The sequence below is a fragment of the Legionella pneumophila subsp. pascullei genome, from assembly GCF_900637585.1.
In the GTDB taxonomy this organism is placed as follows: domain Bacteria; phylum Pseudomonadota; class Gammaproteobacteria; order Legionellales; family Legionellaceae; genus Legionella; species Legionella pascullei.
Genome location: NZ_LR134380.1, coordinates 489490 through 509248, shown reverse-complemented (window position 1 = coordinate 509248; position 19759 = coordinate 489490). Strand labels below are relative to the sequence as shown.

Here is a 19759-nt window from a genome sequence, read left to right as displayed (position 1 = left end):
ACCCTGTAAATGCAGAATACAAAAAGCTCTCCCTAAGGGAAATCATACAAGTAATCAAATTGATAAATAAAATTCTAAAGAAATAATATCACTACTCAGGTTATTAAACGTAGAGCATCTTAAAAAAGAACTCTTTTCATATCCAAGATTACGCCATTTCTAAGACAATTTTCGGTTAACTGTCATGTTAATTCCTCTGCAGCTTTTTTATTGGCTTTCTCGCGTTCTGCTGAAATTTTAGCTGATAAATCTCTTATAATATCAGTAAGTTCTTGGTTATCAATCACATCTCTTTCTTCAGGAGGATAACTGGTTGCTATTTGAAAATCTTTGATTAATTCATTAGCTACTGTCCCTGCGTATTTGTCTTTAGCTCCTGCCAAACGTTCAATCGTTATCATTTGATTTCTTGTTTCATTAATAGGTAATAATGGCTCAGAAAAAGCTTCTTTGTCAGCAACTAATATTGGAGGAGCGTCAGGGTCAATTCGTAGTTTGCTGAAAATAGTTAATGCCCCCTCAACTTCTTCCTCTACAATATCTTCCACAGGCTCAGGTTCATTTTGACCATGAAATGCAATTAAAGCAGCAACGCCTCGTTCAATAGGCTCTACGATAGTAGATTCTTTTAATGCCTTGCTAATGAGAGTGATTTCTTCATTCTCAACTGTCTTATTGATACTCAAGTCACCACTTTCAAGAATGCTCTGGAAAGAAGCTAATTGTTTTTGTAGCTTCATTAAATAATCATCCGGCGGTGGCTCTACTTTTAAAAACTGGTTAATTTTCAATTGCTTAACTGGTTTAGGATTGGCATAAAACATGCGGGCACGAACAATTTTGGATTTGAAAAATATATGCGCCTCACCTTCGGTTTGTTCTTTTAAATCCAGGAGATCTACCCGAGCTCTCTTTTCAAAAGATGAGCTTTTAGTATCCATATAACTATTGGCTATGCTGGTTTCTTTGGTTTGAAACGAATCCACTTTTGTAACATAAGCTTCGCCAGCAGTTTTAGTGAAAAAATCCCAAGTTTCGGTAGGATCTTCCAGTTTCATACATATTTTAATGTTTGTGTTTGCTCCAATAGAGGCTGCCTCTTCTTTAGATGCTTTTTGGAATGCAGGCAAATCTTGTCCAGCAAAAATAGCAGAAAACCCTAGCGAACGAGCTTGCGCAGGCACTACAGCAAAACCTTGTACTGCGTAATAACCGTACTCATCAAGAATACACATATAAGGAGTTGGGGCATTTGTGGGTTTTCTTAGAATAACATCACGATAATCACCTTCTACTTCTTCACCCAAACCAGCAGCCATCATAGCTTTTAGAGAAGAAACAATAATCTTGCCAAGGTTAGATAATTCATCCGGTGATTTTTCCAGAGCGGGTAATAAAACCACTAATATACGTCTGTTGAGTACCACATCTTTAAAATCTACTTCTGCTAAATTGGTACGAATAATGTGGCCATAAGTATCTGCCAGAGAAGAGAAACTTCGCACTAATTGCATGGTAATAAAACCATGTTGTTCCAAAACTTGTGATACCTGTTTCCCCTTTTTCTCTTTATTATACCCAGGCAAGGTATTTAAATAGTTTCTTAAAGGATCCGTTACCAGTTTTGGAATGGTTTCAATATTGACACTTTCTTGATCATCTCTGGGAAAAACTTTATCAATTACAATAGATTCCAATCTTTGCAAATCAAAATAATTTCGAATAGTATTCGCATCAAGGAGAATTGCCCCTTCATCACGCATATACACCAATAAACGCATTAATGCTTCTACGAAAGCTATAGCCCGCCCCTTCCACATATCACCATCAGAGGATTGGCCTGAAGACCCCATCAGACTGACTACCAACTGAGTTAGCATGCTCGAAGAACCTTGGCAGAATGGATTTAGTGTATTGGAAAGTCTTTTTTCCTGTGGGCCAACAATATCACGGGCTCCAGTCATGAAGTTGATTAACAACAAATCATCCTCTCGCCCCATACTCCTTACCATAGAAAATACTTTAGCATACAGTGAGTTATCTCCTTTACCATCAACATAAATAAACCCACTCCCCTGTACTAGGGCATTATATGACAGAGAAACCAAAGTTTCTGTTTTACCACTACCTGTTGAACCGAAAATTAAGGCATGGGTACGCATATCATCGTTAGCAAACCAAAGTTCCTCACCGGTCTTTCTGTCATTACCAAAAAAGGTAATACCTCGAGCTATATTCGGTTTATTAATACCCGGTTTCAGATCGTTGTAATCCTTCGCGCGCGAAATTTGTGGCAATCGAAAAGGCAACTTTTGCTTTCGGGTATAGCTATAAAGAAAAAATATGCCCCCCATAATCAGCAAAAATGTTGCTGATTCAGAGAAATAATATGAAACGGCTGCCAAAGAGATAAGAACAATGGAAATATTGGTCGGATCTGCAAAAAAATCGGCCAACCGTTGCGTAAAGGTACGTGTATCCCTAAGTAAAAGGGTTGGATCTAATTCATGACGAGAATCAATACCCCGCATCATGGCTCTAACTCCTCCATTTGACGTGGTGATAATTTCACTTCTTTTACTGCAATTTCCAAAGCTCTAATCGCCTCATCTATCATTGGCACCAAAGAACGCCGTCCCATTTCCTTTTCAGCTTTCCAATGTGCGAAAGGACCTGCAACTTCAGAGTAAGGAGTTTGCCTGCCTACGCAATTCAACATATACCATAAACGTCTATCCACAGGTTTTAGCCACAGAAACTCAGAGCTAGGAACCACACCATCTTCTCGTGCTGCTTCAAGCAAAGAAGCAATCACAGTGAGCACATAAGCATGCTTGGCCACTACTTCCTGTACCAACTCCGTGTTTTGGTATTTTTTCATTACGGGTCTTGCAACAGAAAAATCAGGTTTTCCATCCACAAATGTTTTATCCAAAACTTTAAGAATATTATTCGCTGCATCTCTGTCTCTATTCATTCGTGCCATAAATACGGCTGACAATGCGTAAGCCTGAGGAGAGCAGCGTTCAAAGCCATCCCAATAAGGACCCAATTGCATGGTAAATACTCGTTTGGCATCGCCACGCCGAATTCCCGCTGTCATCTCTTCGCCAGGCACAGGATTATCCAGTAAGGCATCATCCTTTCTCAATAAATTATATTTTCGCGCAAATTCCATGGGTGTTAAAGCCATGGCCCAAGGCCCTTTATTAATGTCTTGACTGACCAGATCCTCTTTAATTATCGGCATGATGGCAGGCCAGTTAAATTGCTCCTGAGCCCGTAAGCTTTTCATATCATAGGTTTTGCGATATTTTAAAGTCACATTTGAGTTATAAAGAACAAAGGCTAACACTACCAGGATACAAATAACCGGGTAACGCATGTAATCACCGACCGCACGCATCACAGTCACCATTTGATCCCAATTGACCGTGTTAGGATCCAGCGTTTGCATCAGATAAATTTGATTGGCCAGGAGTTGATTATTTAAAAACAAATTAACTAATCTTGCTTGCCAGATATTGATAGTGAATACAAAACTGACAATGTACTGATGAGCCAGCGCCCAAATAAAATAAGCAGTAATAAATAACAGTATGACGATCCACACTGGCGCCATGGAATTATCTGAACCGGATTGCTGCTGTTGTTGTGCCATCTCTATATGCAATGATTAATAGATTCTATATATCAAGTATATACTGCTCAGAGATATTTTTGCGAGATTTTCGTGTACTATATCAAAATATAAGAATGCAGAGATGATTTAATAAAGCGTCAAGACAGTTAGAGTAGAAATAAATTTCTAATACACTCGAAATCATTGCAAGAAAAACGAAACGGCCTATCCATTTTTAATTAAACGACCATTAGAGTATCGATATACGCCAGTCACATGGACAAAGCGGCTGATGTTTTCCAAACTGATAGATTTATCCTTAAGCGTTAATAATGGTTTACCCAATTTATCTACCGGAGCCTTATCAGCAGATAAATGTAAGATGTCTGATTGATTGATATAGATTGACACATAAGCTTCATTCTGTTTGTTTTCTTTTGTTTTTAATACCGCTTTTATGTCTTCTTCATCAGCATAAATAGGTCGTGAAATCATTTGTCGGGGCAAACTTCCCACTATTTTCTCCCAGGATTGAATATTACTTCCATCTGAGGAATATAATGAAACATAAATTTCCTGCTGACCACTCCTTAAGGCAATTCGATTTGCTAAATGAGACTCTGCTTTTAACTTAGCCTGGCTGGCAGCACCTATCCGCTTTAAAAAACGATCTCGAATTGCAATTAACTTTTTACCAATTACCCTTAAGAAATTGGATTTATCCCATGGGCCTTTTTCAATAGCGTCATTTAAGGCCTTTAAAATAGTTTCTTTTTGTTCATCCGATAGTTGATCTTTCATAACTTCAATACTTATGGGAACCAAGAATTAGGGGAAATATAAAGAAAGTATAACAGTTTTTGTAAAAATCACTGAAATGAAATTAATCTTTCAAGAAGATAATTTGAAACCACGTTCCTCATGACTTGGTTGCTCAGACGATTTTTCAGGTTCAGTAGCACCAAACATTCTTTCTGTCTTTGTTGTTAAACCCGGTTGATTTAAAGCGGCTCTCTCTACCTTTGTATTTAGCTCAGTTAACACCTCAACGGCATCGGTGTTATCCTTCCCTCCTGGATTAAAGCTAACAGCCTTTGCCACAGTTAGAATACAATCTTTTACCGGTGAAATAATTTCACTATAGACACTGTCAAGAGTAGCATCAGTTACATCAGTTTCACCTATCTCTTTAACACGAGGTGGCGTATAAAAACCAAATGGATTTCGTGCACTGTCATCAGTATTATTACCCATTATTACCACTCCTGAGCTAAATCTCTTACATTACATATATCAAAATATATCTTTCAATATATCCTGATCCGATAAAACTTTCTAATTCTTTACAAACAACTAATCATACATTAACTCATCCAGGGGAGTATAATCACGGCTTGGCCCCCCTTGAATAAGCTCATTCATAACGTCCGTCATACATAACAAACGTAATACATTCGGCGTCACTTCATCAAAAACCACTCTAATACCTAATAATGCTCCTTCAGCCTCGTCATAAGTAGCTCCCAATCCATAACCCAAACACAAGGAACACAATTGATCCGCCCTCTTGGCAATGGCTGGTAGCAAACCTGTTTCTGAAAACACCTCATCAAAACTTACAAATCTGTCGTTCAGGTAAAATTTGGCATTCATGCTTGCTGCAATCTTTGCCATACACTTGCTGATATCTCGCTCCATTTATCTCCACCAGGGTCTAGCAGATCTAACTGAACCAGCTAAAAAACTTCTGAGCCAGCGTAAAAAAACTGGGACAGTGAAACCATAATGTTCAATTATCCCAAAAAAAATTGCAGAAACTAAGACCAAAACACCTGTCCATACTCTTATATGCATTAGAAATAAAAATATAGGGAATGCCGCCCTCGCATCAACCACAAAAAACCGAGCGCTTCTTGCCGAATCACGCCAGTGGCTCGTCGCTGAAAATCCACCTGCCATTTTTAAACCTCAAAAAATCATCCTTTAAAAAAAGTATATACTTAAAAAACAGCTTGTGCACGTTGATACTTTATAGAAACATAAAAAATCAGGATTAATTTTTACGCAATTGAACATTGCAAACACGAAGGGGTTACTCACCAATAGAAATCCCAAGTGTTAATAACCAGGATTTAATCCATCGGAGAATGTTTTTTATTAGACGATATCCCTAACATATTAGATAAAATATTTTGCATATCGGGTTTCGCTTCTGGTTCAGCTTGAAGCTTTAACTGTGGAACAGTATCCGCTTCAGTTTGTTCTGTTTCAGCAATTTTATGACTGCTTAGCTCTTTGTTCCCTTGCATTTTAGCTAACATTTTGTAAGTACTGTGGATATCCATCTGAAATCCCCTTTTAACAACTCTTAGTTAAGATACCACATACAAATTAAGGAATTATTAAGAGTTTGAAAAAAATCAAAAAATTCTACACGTATCAAATATTTCCCTTTATAAAATTTAAGTTTCTTAATATTAAGTTAAGTATTTTACAATACAATACCATCTTGAAAACTATTATCAAATTAAAAGTTGCTTAATTAATGACAAACTGCAAAATTGGTAGCACTTTGGTATTAAAACCCATTCTGGGATATAGTTGTTTGAATTTTTTTATAAGTACCTTTATTTTAATTTTGTTTTCTATCCCGTTGACATCAGGCACATGTTGGGCAAAAAAAAGTGTAAATCACAATGAGGTTGCAATGAGAGGAAAAAGAGAATTTTTAAAACACGAATACTCCCCTGGCCATTGGTCAATTGATTATACTCGGGCAGGCACCTCAATCGCCGTTATCACTGTCCGAAATAAATATCATTACTCAGTGATTCTAAATCCCACTGATTGCAGAGGTTATCGTATCATCATTCGATACCTGAATGAGGGCGATTCAAGTCTTTCATCTGCTTTTAACCGTCCTTATACTATATCTGAACAACGCGGATTGAATGACGTTGCCAGTCTGATGACCCAAGTCTATGAAAAATTAGGACTTATTGTGCAATTTTCTCAACTTGGCAATAACTCCCAATCTTTCGATAAAGAGACAGGGGTAACGCTCATTGGGAGTGAAGAAGAACCCAGCATGCTTCATTTACATATGTGGGGCAGGGGCGACCCAGACATGGAATATATTGCCGGTGTTCCTCTTAGAGGACCAGAGCCTGGTTTGATGTTTGATTTAATTGCAAAGAATAAAACTCACCCTATTAACCAACATGCCATAAAATGGAATGAAGATGAGCTCAAAGCCTGTCTCGCCATGTTCAAACTTAAACTCGCTGAATACGTTAATTCACCAGAGTTTACTGAAGAGTTCGGCGATACTCTAAAAGTGACCATTCATGATAAAAAAGATATTAGCGAAGCAAAGGAAAGTAGTTTTGGTTTTTTTCATAAAATGAAATCTGCATCAGAAGACCTGACCACTTTGGATAAAACCTTAGAAACAAGAGATGATAAAATAAATCCCTTCGGATAATTTGTCAGATAAATATAAATATCATCATCTTTATTGTACTTGAACTTCAGTCAGGAGCAGTATCAAAATTTCTGGATAAAGTTATTTTCAACCATAGACTCTTGAGTATTCCTTTCCACACACTAGTAGCAGATAACTAGATAACTAGATAACTAGATAACTAGATATACCCGCAGATTTTTAATGTTGAGTTCAATTTATCAACAGCTCAATCGATGTCTATAAAAAATTGATAGCTGTTTTTAATAGTGCTTAACACACCCATCCAAAGTCGAATTTACAGGACTTACGAAAAACTCCAAGGTCGAGGCAAAAAATGTTTTTAATGAGGGAGTTTAGATAAACTAAATGACCGAATTAAAAACTTTTTTTAACAATGAGATTGGGGGGGTTCGTAAGTCCTGATTTATTGACTCAAGCATTGTCAAAACACATCAACATAGTCCGCGCGCGAAGAATCATAATTTATCAATTATGTTAAGAAATTCATGGCCTGTGGGAAGCTGCTTGTCGTTAAAACGCTTAAACAATTAGTTTGGACAATAGAAATTAAAATTCGATTGGAAAAATCAATGTTGTTCAGGGCAATTTGTTTAAAAAGATTTATTCTTAATACAGAATTTCCCTAGATTGCATGCCTCGGACAAACCGAGGCAAATAGACAATGGGATCTCAAATTATCCCCTAACACCCATAAACATTTCCATCTTTTGGCGTATGGTCATTTTTCTTATCCCCACTCTCTTCGACTTTCTTGCTGAAGAGTGAATGGGATTGGAGGGCTTCCTTGACATGCTGTTTATTCACAAGAACCTGAGTATAGGTGGTTGTATCATTCATCGCATGATGTAGAAATCCAGCAAGCTCAGGGGTTTCTTTAAAATAGCTATAAAGGTTAACTGTAACACCATATCCTTTGAATATGTCCTGTACATAGGGATCATGAAGAACATCAATGACCTCAAGCATCGCATGAAAACCACGCTTGGCATAAACACCGATGACCTGGATAAGAAAAAGATTGATGTCGTTTTGTAAATCAGGATCTTCCTTATATTCTGCCATATACTTGGCTAACATACCCACAATATTACAAGTATGCCCAGAAATAGATCCTACGTAAGACGAATTCTGGCGGTTATTATTCCAAAACCATTGTTTTCCCTCTTTATTATCAGGTGCAACAGTCGATGAATCCACCAGCATATTACGCATGGGTTCGCGTTGAGCATCATAAAAGACAGGCGAACAACCTGTCATGACTCCGCCACCACAATTCCATACATCCGAACCTACTTTTTCTGAATCAGTCTCAAATTTTCTTTCTTTAATGCCCGTCGATTCTTTGCGTGCAACCCGATCGCGTCCTTTATGCGCTTCAGCATGATGTAATACACCTGTAATAAACTCAACTTCTTTCTTGGTAAATTTAGAGGTATCTTTATAGCCATTGGCAAAGATACAAATTTTTTGTTCCATCTCCCTTGGAGTATCAACTCTTCCACAATCACCTAAAAAGAATTGCAGAATTTTATTACACGCCTTCAGTGTATTATCCCTTAACTCCTCATCTTCAAGCTCTGTACCCTCTTCTGTCAAATCAATTTCAAGGGTTTCTTCAGAGTGGGAAAGTCCATTAATATACTGAGCAAGACGAGTTTCAAAAAATCGTCTTGGGTCATTTCTTATGGGGTCAAAAGGCTTAAGATTTCCAGAAGCTTCTATGATTTTTTGAACTTGTTTTTCCCCTAATTGTTCTACTACCTTCTTTTCCTTTAATTTTTCCATTATTTTATGCAAGCAGTCATTATATCGAACAAATAAATAATCAGCCGATAATTCTTGCAGAAACCCCTTATCTCCAATTTTTAACGAAGTAAAAAGCCCAATCGTCAATATTAAAAACTCTGAAATATCTGTTTTATCACCAACAAGAGATAGGTATTTACTCAAGTTTATGTTCGTTTTCTTGTAGCTGGGATCACCAATCGACGGACGAAATGCGGGTAATACAGAATCAAATGAGATATCGGTTAATTGCGACATAATGGATTTTGCAATCGAAGTATCCACTTTTTCAATTAAAAGAGGCAGTAAGGCTTTTTTAGTTTTCATGCTTAAAGTCCCGGTCTTACTATCAAGAGAAAGCTCAGGAATAGACTGAAAAGCATTCATCAGAATGGTGAGTAATGTTTTCTCACTTTCATTGGCAAGCATGACTTGTACAAATTCCAAAAGCTCAGGTGAGAGTGGGTGTACTTTGTCCTTACTAAAAACACCAAGCATCTCCAAATCACTTGAATAAGGTATTAATCCAACTTGTCGTATAATTTCTTCAAGTAGAGGTTTATTATGAGTCAACAATCCTTTTAAGAAGAGAGATTTTAAGAATATATGCTTGGATTTTGGTGCTTCCTCAATTGCTTGACAAATCGTTTTAAATCGAGAAAAACGTATATTTTTCATAAAATCATCTAAAATTTTTTGGGTATCAATAGTGCTGACTGTAGTATCTACAGTGAATTTTTTGGTTGCTTCATTAATTTTTTGAACTGTTTCATTGGATACCTTAAACACATCTTCAGCAACTTTCTTGGATAAAACGCTTAGCTTCTCAGCAGTTTCCTTCGAAGTCTTTTTCAGATCTTCTCCCAGTTTCTTTAGAATCTCATCTAAGTTTTGCATATAAACTCTACCTCTAAACATTGTCTTGTTTGACAATTCATAATTCACTGCGGTTATGATAAAACACAAAGATTAAGAAAATATTAAACTTATTGTTCAAATTTAAAAAAATGTGTTGTTTATTTAAATTAATGCCTGGATTGGCCTAAATAATCATTATGAGTAAAATAAATGAACAAAAATATTGTCATTTATACAGCTCTCATGCTAAGATTCAGCCAGTTTGATTTTTAGAATACTATGACGATAGTTTAAAACAGGTGATTAAAATGGGTAGAAGTGAAATGAAAATAGCATCAGCTGAATTGCGTGATTTAATGAAGGCAGTATCTGAAGGTCATTATGAAACTGTTAATACTATACTGGATAAAGATCCTGAGCTTGTAAATCAGTACGTCCCCCCAACTTATGATTCACCCCTGGCTAGAGTATTAAATAAAAAACATATTGACTACAAAATGCTTAATATTTTGGTTGAGCATCATGTTGATTTTGATTATCCCATCAACCATCACAAAGAAACACCAATTGAATTGGCTTGTAAAAATCAGGATCTTCAATTATTCAAGTACTTAGTCCAACACAATGCCCCCATTTCAGAACAAGCACCACATTTCCTGCTGGTGAATAGCACCAATATCAAATACCTGACTGAAGATAAAATTAAAAATACCTGTGAAATTATTAAATTAATGGGTGGTTTGGAAGCTGTTTCTTCTAAATGTGATGCTGAAGGTAATCGCTTCGGAGAACAAGCAAGGAAATCACAATTAATCAATCGCTTGGGTGGTATAGTAAAGTACGATTACATGCAATTGCTGCAATCGGTTTATCCAATTGTTGATAGAGAAGTAGATGCTCCAACCATTCATGCCTCTACTGAAAAACTTACAAATCTGCTCAATAAAATTAGAGAGCAATACAGCTCAAAAGAAGCATACGATCAACAAAATTTAAAAGATTCTATTAGTCTTTTCTTTATGACCGGTGGAGAAATACCTCCCTTAAGAAGAGTTCCAGAAAGTCGTATTGAAGAAGCTGGCATAGACGCCCCTAAAAATGCGCTTTAAAATTTTTTATCCTACCTATTAATTCATCAAGAAACACCAAATTTACCATTTGGTGTTTCTTGTCATCCTCGTATCTCGCCTTTTAAAATTCTCCACTCAATTGAGCACGATTCAATTTTTTAACCGAATTAGACAATTTTATGATTACCTGATCACACGATTTTTTTAGCTACAATATAAAATTTATGCCAATGTTTATAATAGCCCAAAGCATCCATTTCATCTTTTTCTTCTTCTTGAAAATACTCGATTTTGAATAGGGTAAACAAATGACAAATCATTTCCCGATTTAAAAAAGTCATATCCGTTCTGGTATTCCAAGAGTCATTAAAACCAAAAAATGAACCAGAAAATCGACCATCTGGCTCAAGCCCTCTTAAAATAACGTTCCAGAATTTATAGAAATAAACTGGCTTAAGAAATGGGAGACTAAAACTGGCGTTAATTAAGCTTACTTTAGGAAGAGAATTCAAAGTCTCAAATGAAGATACTACTGTTTTTAGATGATTAGCCCATGTTAATTCCTGAACCGAGGAAAACAAACTGTCTATAGCGTCCAATTGCGAATCAATAGCAATGACAGACCAACCGCGACGTAAAAGCTCCATAACATCCATACCGGCACCACAGCCCAAATCGATTGCTAACTTAGGTGAACTTACCGCTTCTTTGTCAAAATTTGCAATTGCCTTTAGCAAAGACTTTCTAGGCAGAGCGTTTTGTTTCGTAGAATTATAATAAGCGATCCAATTTCTTTTATTCATTAACTATGTACCCCCTAGTTACCAAAAAGTAACTAATTGACTGATTTTATTGAATATCTTAGTCTCAAACCTGTTCATTTTATAAAATAAAGGAGTGCATTATGAAAGAAAAACTCATAAAAAAAATTGTCCAGAAAAAACTGTTAAAAAAGCATAGAGGATGGTGTGGTCCAGGAACCTGTATTGGATGATATAACTGCAATGATGGCACGTTGGTAAAAAACGTGCCATAACCCTTAAACCAATCAAAGATCCAGAATCATGCATCCAGACTTAAAACACTTACTCAATTACAGAAATCATAAAATTATCACCCGCTATAATACTGATTATCCATCTTCCGCCATGCAGGCAGAAGAGGCATTGCAAGAATTAATGAAATTTATTTGGCTCTGCCATAAACATAAAACGGATAAACAATTTTACCCTAGCGATAAAAATTTAGACTTCTCTTGTGTCATTCATGCAGAAATGGCTGATATTGACAAGATGTGGCATACATTTCTTTTATTCACCAGAGATTATCATGCGTTTTGTGATAGCCATCTCAATGGAATTTTCTTTCATCATGAGCCTGTGCTCGACAAAAACCTCCAGGTTTCTGAAGAGGATTATGTCTTGGAACTAACTCGCTATTTAACCTATATCCATGACCATTTAGGTGAGGAAACTTTAATAAAGTGGTTTAGATAAATTAAACTTTGCAACCAAGCTCTTGTTCTTTGATAAATGTCCTTTCCGCATTGATTATTTTATCCATATTGGTTTCAGTCCAACGGGTAAGTAAAACCAATATGGCACTTAATTCTTTACCCAAACTGGTTAATGAGTATTCAACCTTCATAGGTAAAACAGGATAAGATCGCCTTTGGACAAAACCATACCGTTCCAACTTGAGTAATGTTTGTGTCAACATTTTGGGTGATATTCCACCGATTTCGCGTTTTAGCTCACCAAAGCGGTATATTCTTTTGGATAAAAGACTAATCACCAATATAGACCATTTATCACTAATACCCTCAAGAACATTATGAGATGGGCACTTCTCGTTATAAACACTATAATCAGGATGAGACATATTGGCACTCCCTAGTTCTCTATTAATGATGACCTTCAAACTGAATAAAATGAGTTTGAGCTTTATTCATCAGCAACTTAAATCGTTGCAAATGCTGCTCAGATGCAGAGGAGGAATGTAAAACAAATTCTGAAATGCATAATGCAAAAACCAAGCGCCGGATTTCCCAAATCGTTTCTTGAAAAATATCGATTCGTTTTTTCGTATGTTGACTGGTTTTAAAATCCAGTTTTAAATTTTCGGAACTGATGGATATTGGCAGGTAATGCTCAGTAAATTGGCCACGTAATTTCTCTACAAAGAGTAATGTATTCACTTTTTCTGTATTAGATTTAGTAATTTTTTGCACAATATCATTTAAAAAATCATAAACCATCACCTGGTGAAAAAAATAAAGTCTATGAGAATAACGGTATGCCTGAAATAAGAAATAATCGCCTGCCAACACAATACAAATACCAAACAGGGTGCATATGCCTCGATTAAGAACCATCTCAAAAGGACCATGAGGCGATGTCGCCTCTTCCGTTTGTGCCATTAAAAAAAAGACCACCAAAGTAATAAAAAACACACTAATGTCGTAACGTTTTGTGTTTAACGTGGCAACACTCAAACCAACTATCGCAAGAATGAACAGGATTGATATCAATCGATAGTTCAATTGCAATAAATAAAGTAAGGGAATCAAAAGGATGAGCGCTAAAAGTGTTCCCCAAATCCGATGTTTAGCTCTTCTGATAATTAATCCTGGTTCAATACCCGCGCTAACTGACAAGACTGTTATCAATACCCACCATTTTTCAGGAAAGGTTGAAAACAAAAAAATGAGCATGGCAACCATAAACATGATGAGCAGGTGAATAAATCGAGCATAATCAAGTTGTTTCTTCAATGCTGAAGTATTATGCATAATTGATTCCATTTGCTAAATGCTTGTTGCAAGCATCTCATAACATATTGTTGTAATTTTGTCTCAGGCAGGATAGACATTATAGGATCATCACAGGATGTATTTGCTTTAATTGCGCATCTAAGCCTATAAAGATTCTCTTTCACTTCATGCCAGAAAGCTTGATTTTCTACTTCATAATAAAGATTATCCAAAGAAAATTGAATATTACGTATATTGATTGAAATTTTCTGGGTAAAAATCATGTATTTTTTGGGGATAAGTCTACGATATTGTCTAATTACGCTCAGATTTATCATTTCTTCCTGCATGAATCTCAGACCACGATGACTAAATGATTTTTCAATATCCAGCTCAAGGGATTGAATAAATTTTGTCATAGCCCTCTTCCATACCCTGAGATATTGATTGGGAAAAAATCTTAAACAAATGAATATGGCAATCATAGATAAAGCGCTTGATCCGACAATGTCATAGACAATTTGCCAATTTGCAGGGGGCTCTGTGCTTAAAATTGTTGCTCCAGATGCAACAATAAGCATCGTCACATTCTTTAATGAAAGATATTTTTTTAGTACATAAAAATAGACACTTGCTAACGCAATAATTGAGAAAAAGAAAAATACGACCCGAAATGGGTAAACAAGGTAAAAAGAGGTACTCAGCAGTATCACTACCACTCCAATGAAAATCAAAAAGTTCTCTTTCTCTTTAAAACTGGAAAGGCTGGGTGATTCATAAAATCTTACCAGCAAAAATGGTGAAAAAAATGCTGTAAAATTCGTGGGACGAAATACCCAATAAACATAGGCCATTATTGTAGCAATAAAAAGTGACTTATAGAGTGCTATTCGTTGAACAGCATAGGGATCAACCTGCTCAACCCATTCAATAAACTTCGACATAGACATAAGCACTAGCTCCGACACGAAGCGGATATTTAGGGTCAGGGTCAGTAACCTTGATAATAACAGGAAGGCGTTGGGGTAATAAAATCCATTGATTTTCATTGATAACATTTTGCAGCTGCGTGCGCACGTCCACCAATTGCCTATTCGCGGACCAATAATCAGAATCAATGACACCATGAAACATTTTTCTTCCTAAATACATTCTTGGAAATATCAATACCTTTGACCCCTTGCGCACATCACGCAAATCGGTCTCATTGAAATTGGCCTGAATATAAATATTATCCTGATCAACCAATGAGAATAAGGGCTGATTAATATTTACTGGAGTTCCTATGGTAAAAAACAAATTTTGAATAACTCCATTACCTTGTGCATAGACATCCGTTAACTCCAAATTGACTTTGGCATTCTTTAATCGGGCCTGAATGGATTTTATTTCATTCTCCTGCACTGTTATTTGATGCTGATCTATTTCCAGTTGTTTCAATGAAGCTTGCCATTTATCCTTGGCTGCTTTTGTTTCTTGTTGGGAGTTTTGCAGAGTAATTAGCGAAACGGATTTTATAGCATAGCCTCTTCGGTATTTTTGATCATCCTGTGCTCTCTTAATGTATATTTTTTGTTCGTTTTCACTGAGTTTCAAATCCCGTTCATACGTAGTTTTTAATACAGCCAACTTTGCCTGTGCTCCAGATAAATCTGCACTGAGTTGCTCCACGGTGTATTCATAGGGCTTTTTAAATACGGTAAATAGTTTTTGTCCCTTGTGCACTATGTCTCCATTTTTCACATAAAGATCGGTAATATATCCGCTGGTTAATGCTGCAACTGGACGTACATTGTTTACTACAAACGCATTATCAGTAAAAGGAATCAAATAGGAAAAAACATAGATAATTGCAGTAAGAAAACCAATAAAAATAATCGAATTAGTAAGGGTAAACCAGCGTTTTGGTTTTAAACGAACCAGATTTTCTTTTATTTTCCCACCATATTCCATCAATTTTTTCATAAAATAGCCAACCAGTTTCCCTTTGTATATAACAATAATGCGAAATTAGCCTATCTCATCGAACAGCTCAAGAGATAAGACCTGGAGTTTTAGCCTGCTTGGCAACAACGTTTAAAACCAGTGCGTTACAAACCAAACCGATTTAGCCACTATAGGCATACCCACCAGCCAAATCTTGATACAACATAACCAGTGACATTGCTAATTCAAGCTTCGCCTGATTTGTTGAAAGCGCCAGGTTATCCAGATAAACCTTACTCTCCAATAACTCTTTATAGGACATTAACCCTGTTTTTAATAAACCATTTTGTAACTTGTATTTATGCTGATAATCTTCTTGTGCATGCCGGTAGGATAAAAATTGCTCTCTAATACGCTTATTAGCTGAAAAAGCATTATCAACTTCTTTTAAAATTAATCGGACGGTCTTAACGTATTCAGCTACTTTTGCATTATAAACTCCCTTGCTAACTGAAATTTTACCCAGAGTATTTGGATTAATTGTCCAGTTTACGTACGCATCGGTTGCTTGTTCAAACGTGCTATCTGGCAAATGTGCTTCTCCAATAAAATCATCCAGCTGCATAACAGGAAAAAAATCACTATAAGCGACAAAAATACCTGTACGAGCTGCTTTTAAGGAATACTCGGCCATCTTCATATCGGGGCGATTACTTAATACAGTAGCGGGTAAACTCCCAGGTTTAAAGTGGGTAAAATCCAATTGAGCAAAATTATTTTTGCTTCTGATTAAACCAGGATTCTCATTTATTAAATAACGCAAGGCATTCTGGCTAACGACAATGTTGTGTTTGATGGGTTTTATTTGTGCTGCGATCAAGCGCTCATTGGATTGTAACTGAGCCAAATCAATATCATTTTTTAATCCTATGTTGATTTCCTTCCTGCTCAAAGAAATTAATGATTTTAAATCCCTGTCCAGTTCATACAATAATTTAAGTTGCTCTAACTGAGCAATCAAAGTGAAATAGGCTGCTGCTACCTGACCAATCAAGGTCAAACGCAAACCATCGATGGCTGCCTGATGATATTGGACCTGATATTGGGCCCGCTTTTGCCGCGTATAAAGTTGCATAATATTCAAAACATAACTTGGCCATATTCCATAAAAACCTCCAGGCACCCCAAGAGCAGGATTAGTGGAATACCCTCCCAATATTTGAACATTAGGTATCCAACTTAACTTCACTTGCCGTAACTCTCCTTGAGCCTGTTGTAAATTAGCCATTGCAATATGAATATCCATATTGGTTTTCAAACCAGTATCAATTAAACGATCCAATTCTGGATCCTGGAATTGCTTCCACCAAGCTAAATAAGGTAATTTTTGAACTGGCCGATAATCCCTGGGGCCGGAAGGGAATTGTTTGGGAGTTACAATATTAGAAATTTGCTGATCAGTGCTTTGACCACAGCTTAACAAACCTGCTCCCAACAATAATAAGAACATCAATTTTTTAAGCATGCACATCATCGTTTATTTCAAAGTGAATGTTTATCATTGTAATTTATAATTCATCTAATGGTGAAAGTATATTTAAATTTCAACAAGGAGCTCTCATGATCAAAAAAATCGCATTTACCATGTATCCTGTTCAAAATATGGATAGAGCAAGGCAATTTTATGAAGAAACACTTGGACTTGAAGTTGGCAAGATTTCCGCTGAGGGAGCATGGGTAGAATATGATTTACCTCAAGGAGGTTGTTTTGCAATTACTACATTGGCCCAAGGCGTTATCCCCAGTGCTAATTCGGGAGGTAGTGTTGCTTTTGAAGTAGACCGTATTGACGAGTTGGTATCTCAACTAAAATCCAAAGGAGTTCAATTCAAAATTGACCTATTCTCTTCGCCAGTTTGCAGAATGGCAATCGCGTTGGACTCAGAAGGAAATGCGATCGCTTTACATCAATTAACATGATTTTTTCCACCAATACGTATGAAGCCCCCTTTAGGTAGTCTCATACGTATTGGTGGTATATAGGGCATCAATATTTTCAAAGATACAAAATAACAATGCCCCTTAGTATGCCTTGTTTACTAACAGGACTTACGATGAACCTCAAGGTCGAGGCAAAAAATGTTTTTAATGAGGGAGTTTAGATAAACTAAATGACCGAGTTAAAAACATTTTTTAACAAAGAGATTGGGGTTTATCGTAAGCCCTGACTAAATCACCCAAGGTAGGCAGCAGACTCTTTAATTCGCTTTCAAGGTAAGGAGTAGAAGGCATGGAGGCTTGCCAAATGCCTTGAGGCCACAAAGGATCATTCTTTCTGCGGATAACAATATGTATATGCAATTGTGGAACAATATTACCGAGAGCTCCTATATTAAGCTTGTCTGGTTTAAAGTAATCAGTAACCAGACGTGACAGCTGATTGATTTCCTCTATTAATAAAAATCGATCACTTTTTTCAAGTTGATAAATTTCTTGAATATCCATTTTTCTTGGAACCAAAATAAACCAGGGATATGAGGCATCATTTTTTAATAGGACTGTAGATAAAGGCCATTCTCCAAGTGTAAAAGAGGACGACTGAATCCGATCATCAACGCGGAACAAAATACTCTCTCTATTAATAAGCATTCCATCATTGTAACAAAAACATTAGCTCAGGATCATAAGAATTACAGATAAATTTTAATAAACCTATTGAGTAATGATCCCTTTTTGCGTTATGTTGAAATGACCTATTGTAAAATAGGCTTGTAACAATTGTCATTTAAGGAAGAATGCAATTGCTCAGCTGACCGCTTATGTCAGTCGACGATTGATAAGCTTTAGCATAAGGAGGATTCATGGCTAGAGGCGAAGTCAAGTGGTTTAATAACGCCAAGGGTTGGGGATTTATTATCCCGGAAGGTGGCGGGGAAGATATTTTTGTTCACTTCTCGTCAATTCACGGCACTGGATACAAAACGCTGGTTCCAGGGCAGGCGGTCACCTATGATGTAGTTAATGGTGAAAGAGGTTTGCATGCCTCTAACGTTGTTGCTCTTAGTGAAAACGCTGAACAAGAAGAAATAGCTTAACCCAATTGATGTGGTAAACTATTAAGCGCGGCAGTGTAGCTAATATTTATGCTGCTGCGTCCATCAACTTAAGGTATTATGTCTTTCATTTAATAACCGGACTTAAGCTGATGAGACGTGGTTTATTGCTGTTAAATCTTGGCACTCCCGATAACGCTGATATCAAAGCGGTAAAATCTTATTTGCGTGAATTTCTTACTGACAAAAGAGTGATAGACTTACCAGCTCTCGTCCGATACATCCTCGTATATTGTTTGATCTTGCCCTTTAGATCGCCAAAATCAACTCAGGCTTACCAATCGATATGGACTGAAAACGGATCTCCACTTTTATACCACAGCCAAAATTTAGTGACAAAACTACAGGCTGTAGTTGACAATGAGTACAAAATTGCCTTGGGAATGCGCTATGGGACTCCATCAATTACATCAGGGCTTGCAGAATTACAAGATTGTCATTCCCTTACCATTTTACCCTTATTTCCTCAATATTCTTCTGCAGCTACAGGTTCAGCTGTTGAAAAAATCATGACCTATTTTGCAAGCCAAGAAATAATCCCATCAATCAAGATCATTCGAGATTTCTACCAAAGACCAGAATATATCCATGCACAAGCTAAAATTATGCAGCCCTATATTAAGGATAATTTCCATCTTCTTTTTAGCTACCATGGGATTCCCGAACGGCATATTCATAAAAGCGGATGCGATACGCTTTGTCCCCAAATATGCAAACCCATAGATGATAAAAATCAAGCATGTTATAGGGCTCAATGCTACCAAACCAGTCTATTACTGGCAAAAGAATTGCAGCTAAGCACGCACCAATATACAACGGCCTTCCAATCCAGACTCGGGAAAACTCCCTGGATAAAACCTTATACCGATGAAGTTCTTGCCGAACTCATAAACAAAGGAATTAAAAATATTGTAGTCTCCTGCCCGTCTTTTGTCGCAGATTGCCTGGAAACTCTTGAGGAAATAGGAATTCGTGCAAAAGAACAGTGGGAAAAACTTGGTGGCGAACAATTTATTTTAATTCCTTGCATGAATGATCATCCTGAATGGGTCAAAGCAATTCAAAGTATTGTTAACGCGCCATTTTAACCTACGGTATTACTAATTTCACCCCATACACTTACAATAAAATTTCGTTTTACATTAA

Annotated in this window: 21 protein-coding genes; 6 read left to right on the top strand and 15 right to left on the bottom strand. The window is 36.7% G+C overall.

Annotated elements, in window-relative coordinates; genetic code table 11:
* Positions 1-182: 182 nt before the first annotated feature.
* From icmO to EL201_RS02325, 7 genes are all read right to left on the bottom strand, one after another.
* Positions 183-2534: a type IVB secretion system protein IcmO/DotL gene (gene icmO / locus EL201_RS02355; protein WP_027223519.1), complete on the bottom strand. Its 2352-nt coding sequence runs from the start codon at positions 2532-2534 to the stop codon at positions 183-185.
* Positions 2531-3661, bottom strand: coding sequence for a type IVB secretion system coupling complex protein DotM/IcmP (icmP, locus tag EL201_RS02350; RefSeq protein WP_027223518.1), 1131 nt, complete (start codon positions 3659-3661; stop codon positions 2531-2533). Before icmP ends, icmO begins: the two co-directional genes overlap by 4 nt.
* Before the next feature lie 186 nt (positions 3662-3847).
* Positions 3848-4423 (bottom strand): Dot/Icm secretion system protein IcmQ, encoded by a 576-nt coding sequence (gene icmQ / locus EL201_RS02345; RefSeq protein WP_027223517.1) that lies wholly within the window; start codon positions 4421-4423, stop codon positions 3848-3850.
* Between the two features lie 90 nt (positions 4424-4513).
* The gene (gene icmR / locus EL201_RS02340) at positions 4514-4876 is read right to left on the bottom strand and encodes a type IVB secretion system protein IcmR (RefSeq protein ID WP_027223516.1); all 363 of its coding nucleotides are present in this window, start codon (positions 4874-4876) and stop codon (positions 4514-4516) included.
* A gap of 99 nt (positions 4877-4975) precedes the next feature.
* The gene (gene icmS, locus EL201_RS02335) at positions 4976-5320 is read right to left on the bottom strand and encodes a type IVB secretion system protein IcmS (RefSeq protein ID WP_014843348.1); all 345 of its coding nucleotides are present in this window, start codon (positions 5318-5320) and stop codon (positions 4976-4978) included.
* Positions 5321-5581 (bottom strand): type IVB secretion system protein IcmT, encoded by a 261-nt coding sequence (gene icmT, locus EL201_RS15785; protein ID WP_010946190.1) that lies wholly within the window; start codon positions 5579-5581, stop codon positions 5321-5323.
* Positions 5582-5754: 173 nt separating this feature from the next.
* A complete protein-coding gene (locus EL201_RS02325) occupies positions 5755-5967 on the bottom strand; it encodes a hypothetical protein (RefSeq protein ID WP_027223515.1) in 213 nt (70 codons plus the stop codon).
* 362 nt (positions 5968-6329) lie between these two features.
* Here EL201_RS02325 and EL201_RS02320 point away from each other — a divergent pair, with 362 nt between their 5' ends.
* Positions 6330-7106: a hypothetical protein gene (locus EL201_RS02320; RefSeq protein ID WP_027223514.1), complete on the top strand. Its 777-nt coding sequence runs from the start codon at positions 6330-6332 to the stop codon at positions 7104-7106.
* A 684-nt stretch (positions 7107-7790) separates the two neighbouring features.
* On the opposite strand, the gene ceg14 is transcribed toward EL201_RS02320, so the two are convergent.
* A complete protein-coding gene (ceg14, locus tag EL201_RS02315) occupies positions 7791-9791 on the bottom strand; it encodes a Dot/Icm T4SS effector Ceg14/sidL (protein WP_027223513.1) in 2001 nt (666 codons plus the stop codon).
* A 260-nt stretch (positions 9792-10051) separates the two neighbouring features.
* Here ceg14 and ankJ point away from each other — a divergent pair, with 260 nt between their 5' ends.
* The gene (gene ankJ / locus EL201_RS02310; protein WP_080273293.1) at positions 10052-10861 is read left to right on the top strand and encodes a Dot/Icm T4SS effector AnkJ/LegA11; all 810 of its coding nucleotides are present in this window, start codon (positions 10052-10054) and stop codon (positions 10859-10861) included.
* Positions 10862-11013: 152 nt separating this feature from the next.
* On the opposite strand, the gene EL201_RS02305 is transcribed toward ankJ, so the two are convergent.
* Positions 11014-11625: a class I SAM-dependent methyltransferase gene (locus EL201_RS02305; protein WP_027223511.1), complete on the bottom strand. Its 612-nt coding sequence runs from the start codon at positions 11623-11625 to the stop codon at positions 11014-11016.
* Positions 11626-11886: 261 nt separating this feature from the next.
* Between EL201_RS02305 and EL201_RS02300 the strand changes: the two genes are divergently transcribed.
* Positions 11887-12318, top strand: a complete 432-nt coding sequence (locus tag EL201_RS02300; protein WP_027223510.1) for a glycine-rich domain-containing protein — start codon at positions 11887-11889, stop codon at positions 12316-12318.
* A 1-nt stretch (position 12319) separates the two neighbouring features.
* Here the strand turns inward: EL201_RS02300 and EL201_RS02295 are convergent, their stop codons facing one another.
* The 5 genes from EL201_RS02295 to EL201_RS02275 all read right to left on the bottom strand — a co-directional run bounded on the left by EL201_RS02295 (position 12320) and on the right by EL201_RS02275 (position 17034).
* On the bottom strand, positions 12320-12703 hold the full coding sequence (locus EL201_RS02295) for a winged helix-turn-helix transcriptional regulator (RefSeq protein ID WP_027223509.1): 384 nt from the start codon (positions 12701-12703) through the stop codon (positions 12320-12322).
* 22 nt (positions 12704-12725) lie between these two features.
* Positions 12726-13613: an FUSC family protein gene (locus tag EL201_RS02290; RefSeq protein ID WP_027223508.1), complete on the bottom strand. Its 888-nt coding sequence runs from the start codon at positions 13611-13613 to the stop codon at positions 12726-12728.
* Entirely contained in the window at positions 13592-14524 is a 933-nt protein-coding gene (locus EL201_RS02285; protein ID WP_027223507.1) for a hypothetical protein, read from the bottom strand. Before EL201_RS02285 ends, EL201_RS02290 begins: the two co-directional genes overlap by 22 nt.
* Positions 14502-15539, bottom strand: coding sequence for an HlyD family secretion protein (locus EL201_RS02280; protein WP_027223506.1), 1038 nt, complete (start codon positions 15537-15539; stop codon positions 14502-14504). Before EL201_RS02280 ends, EL201_RS02285 begins: the two co-directional genes overlap by 23 nt.
* Positions 15540-15681: 142 nt before the next feature.
* Entirely contained in the window at positions 15682-17034 is a 1353-nt protein-coding gene (locus EL201_RS02275; protein ID WP_080273289.1) for a TolC family protein, read from the bottom strand.
* 86 nt (positions 17035-17120) lie between these two features.
* Here EL201_RS02275 and EL201_RS02270 point away from each other — a divergent pair, with 86 nt between their 5' ends.
* A complete protein-coding gene (locus tag EL201_RS02270) occupies positions 17121-17480 on the top strand; it encodes a VOC family protein (protein ID WP_027223504.1) in 360 nt (119 codons plus the stop codon).
* A 213-nt stretch (positions 17481-17693) separates the two neighbouring features.
* On the opposite strand, the gene EL201_RS02265 is transcribed toward EL201_RS02270, so the two are convergent.
* Complete coding sequence (locus EL201_RS02265; RefSeq protein WP_027223503.1) at positions 17694-18125, bottom strand: HIT domain-containing protein; 432 nt, start codon at positions 18123-18125, stop codon at positions 17694-17696.
* 236 nt (positions 18126-18361) lie between these two features.
* Between EL201_RS02265 and EL201_RS02260 the strand changes: the two genes are divergently transcribed.
* Entirely contained in the window at positions 18362-18595 is a 234-nt protein-coding gene (locus tag EL201_RS02260) for a cold-shock protein (protein WP_010946175.1), read from the top strand.
* 110 nt (positions 18596-18705) lie between these two features.
* Entirely contained in the window at positions 18706-19701 is a 996-nt protein-coding gene (gene hemH, locus EL201_RS02255) for a ferrochelatase (RefSeq protein WP_027223502.1), read from the top strand.
* Positions 19702-19759: the final 58 nt, after the last annotated feature.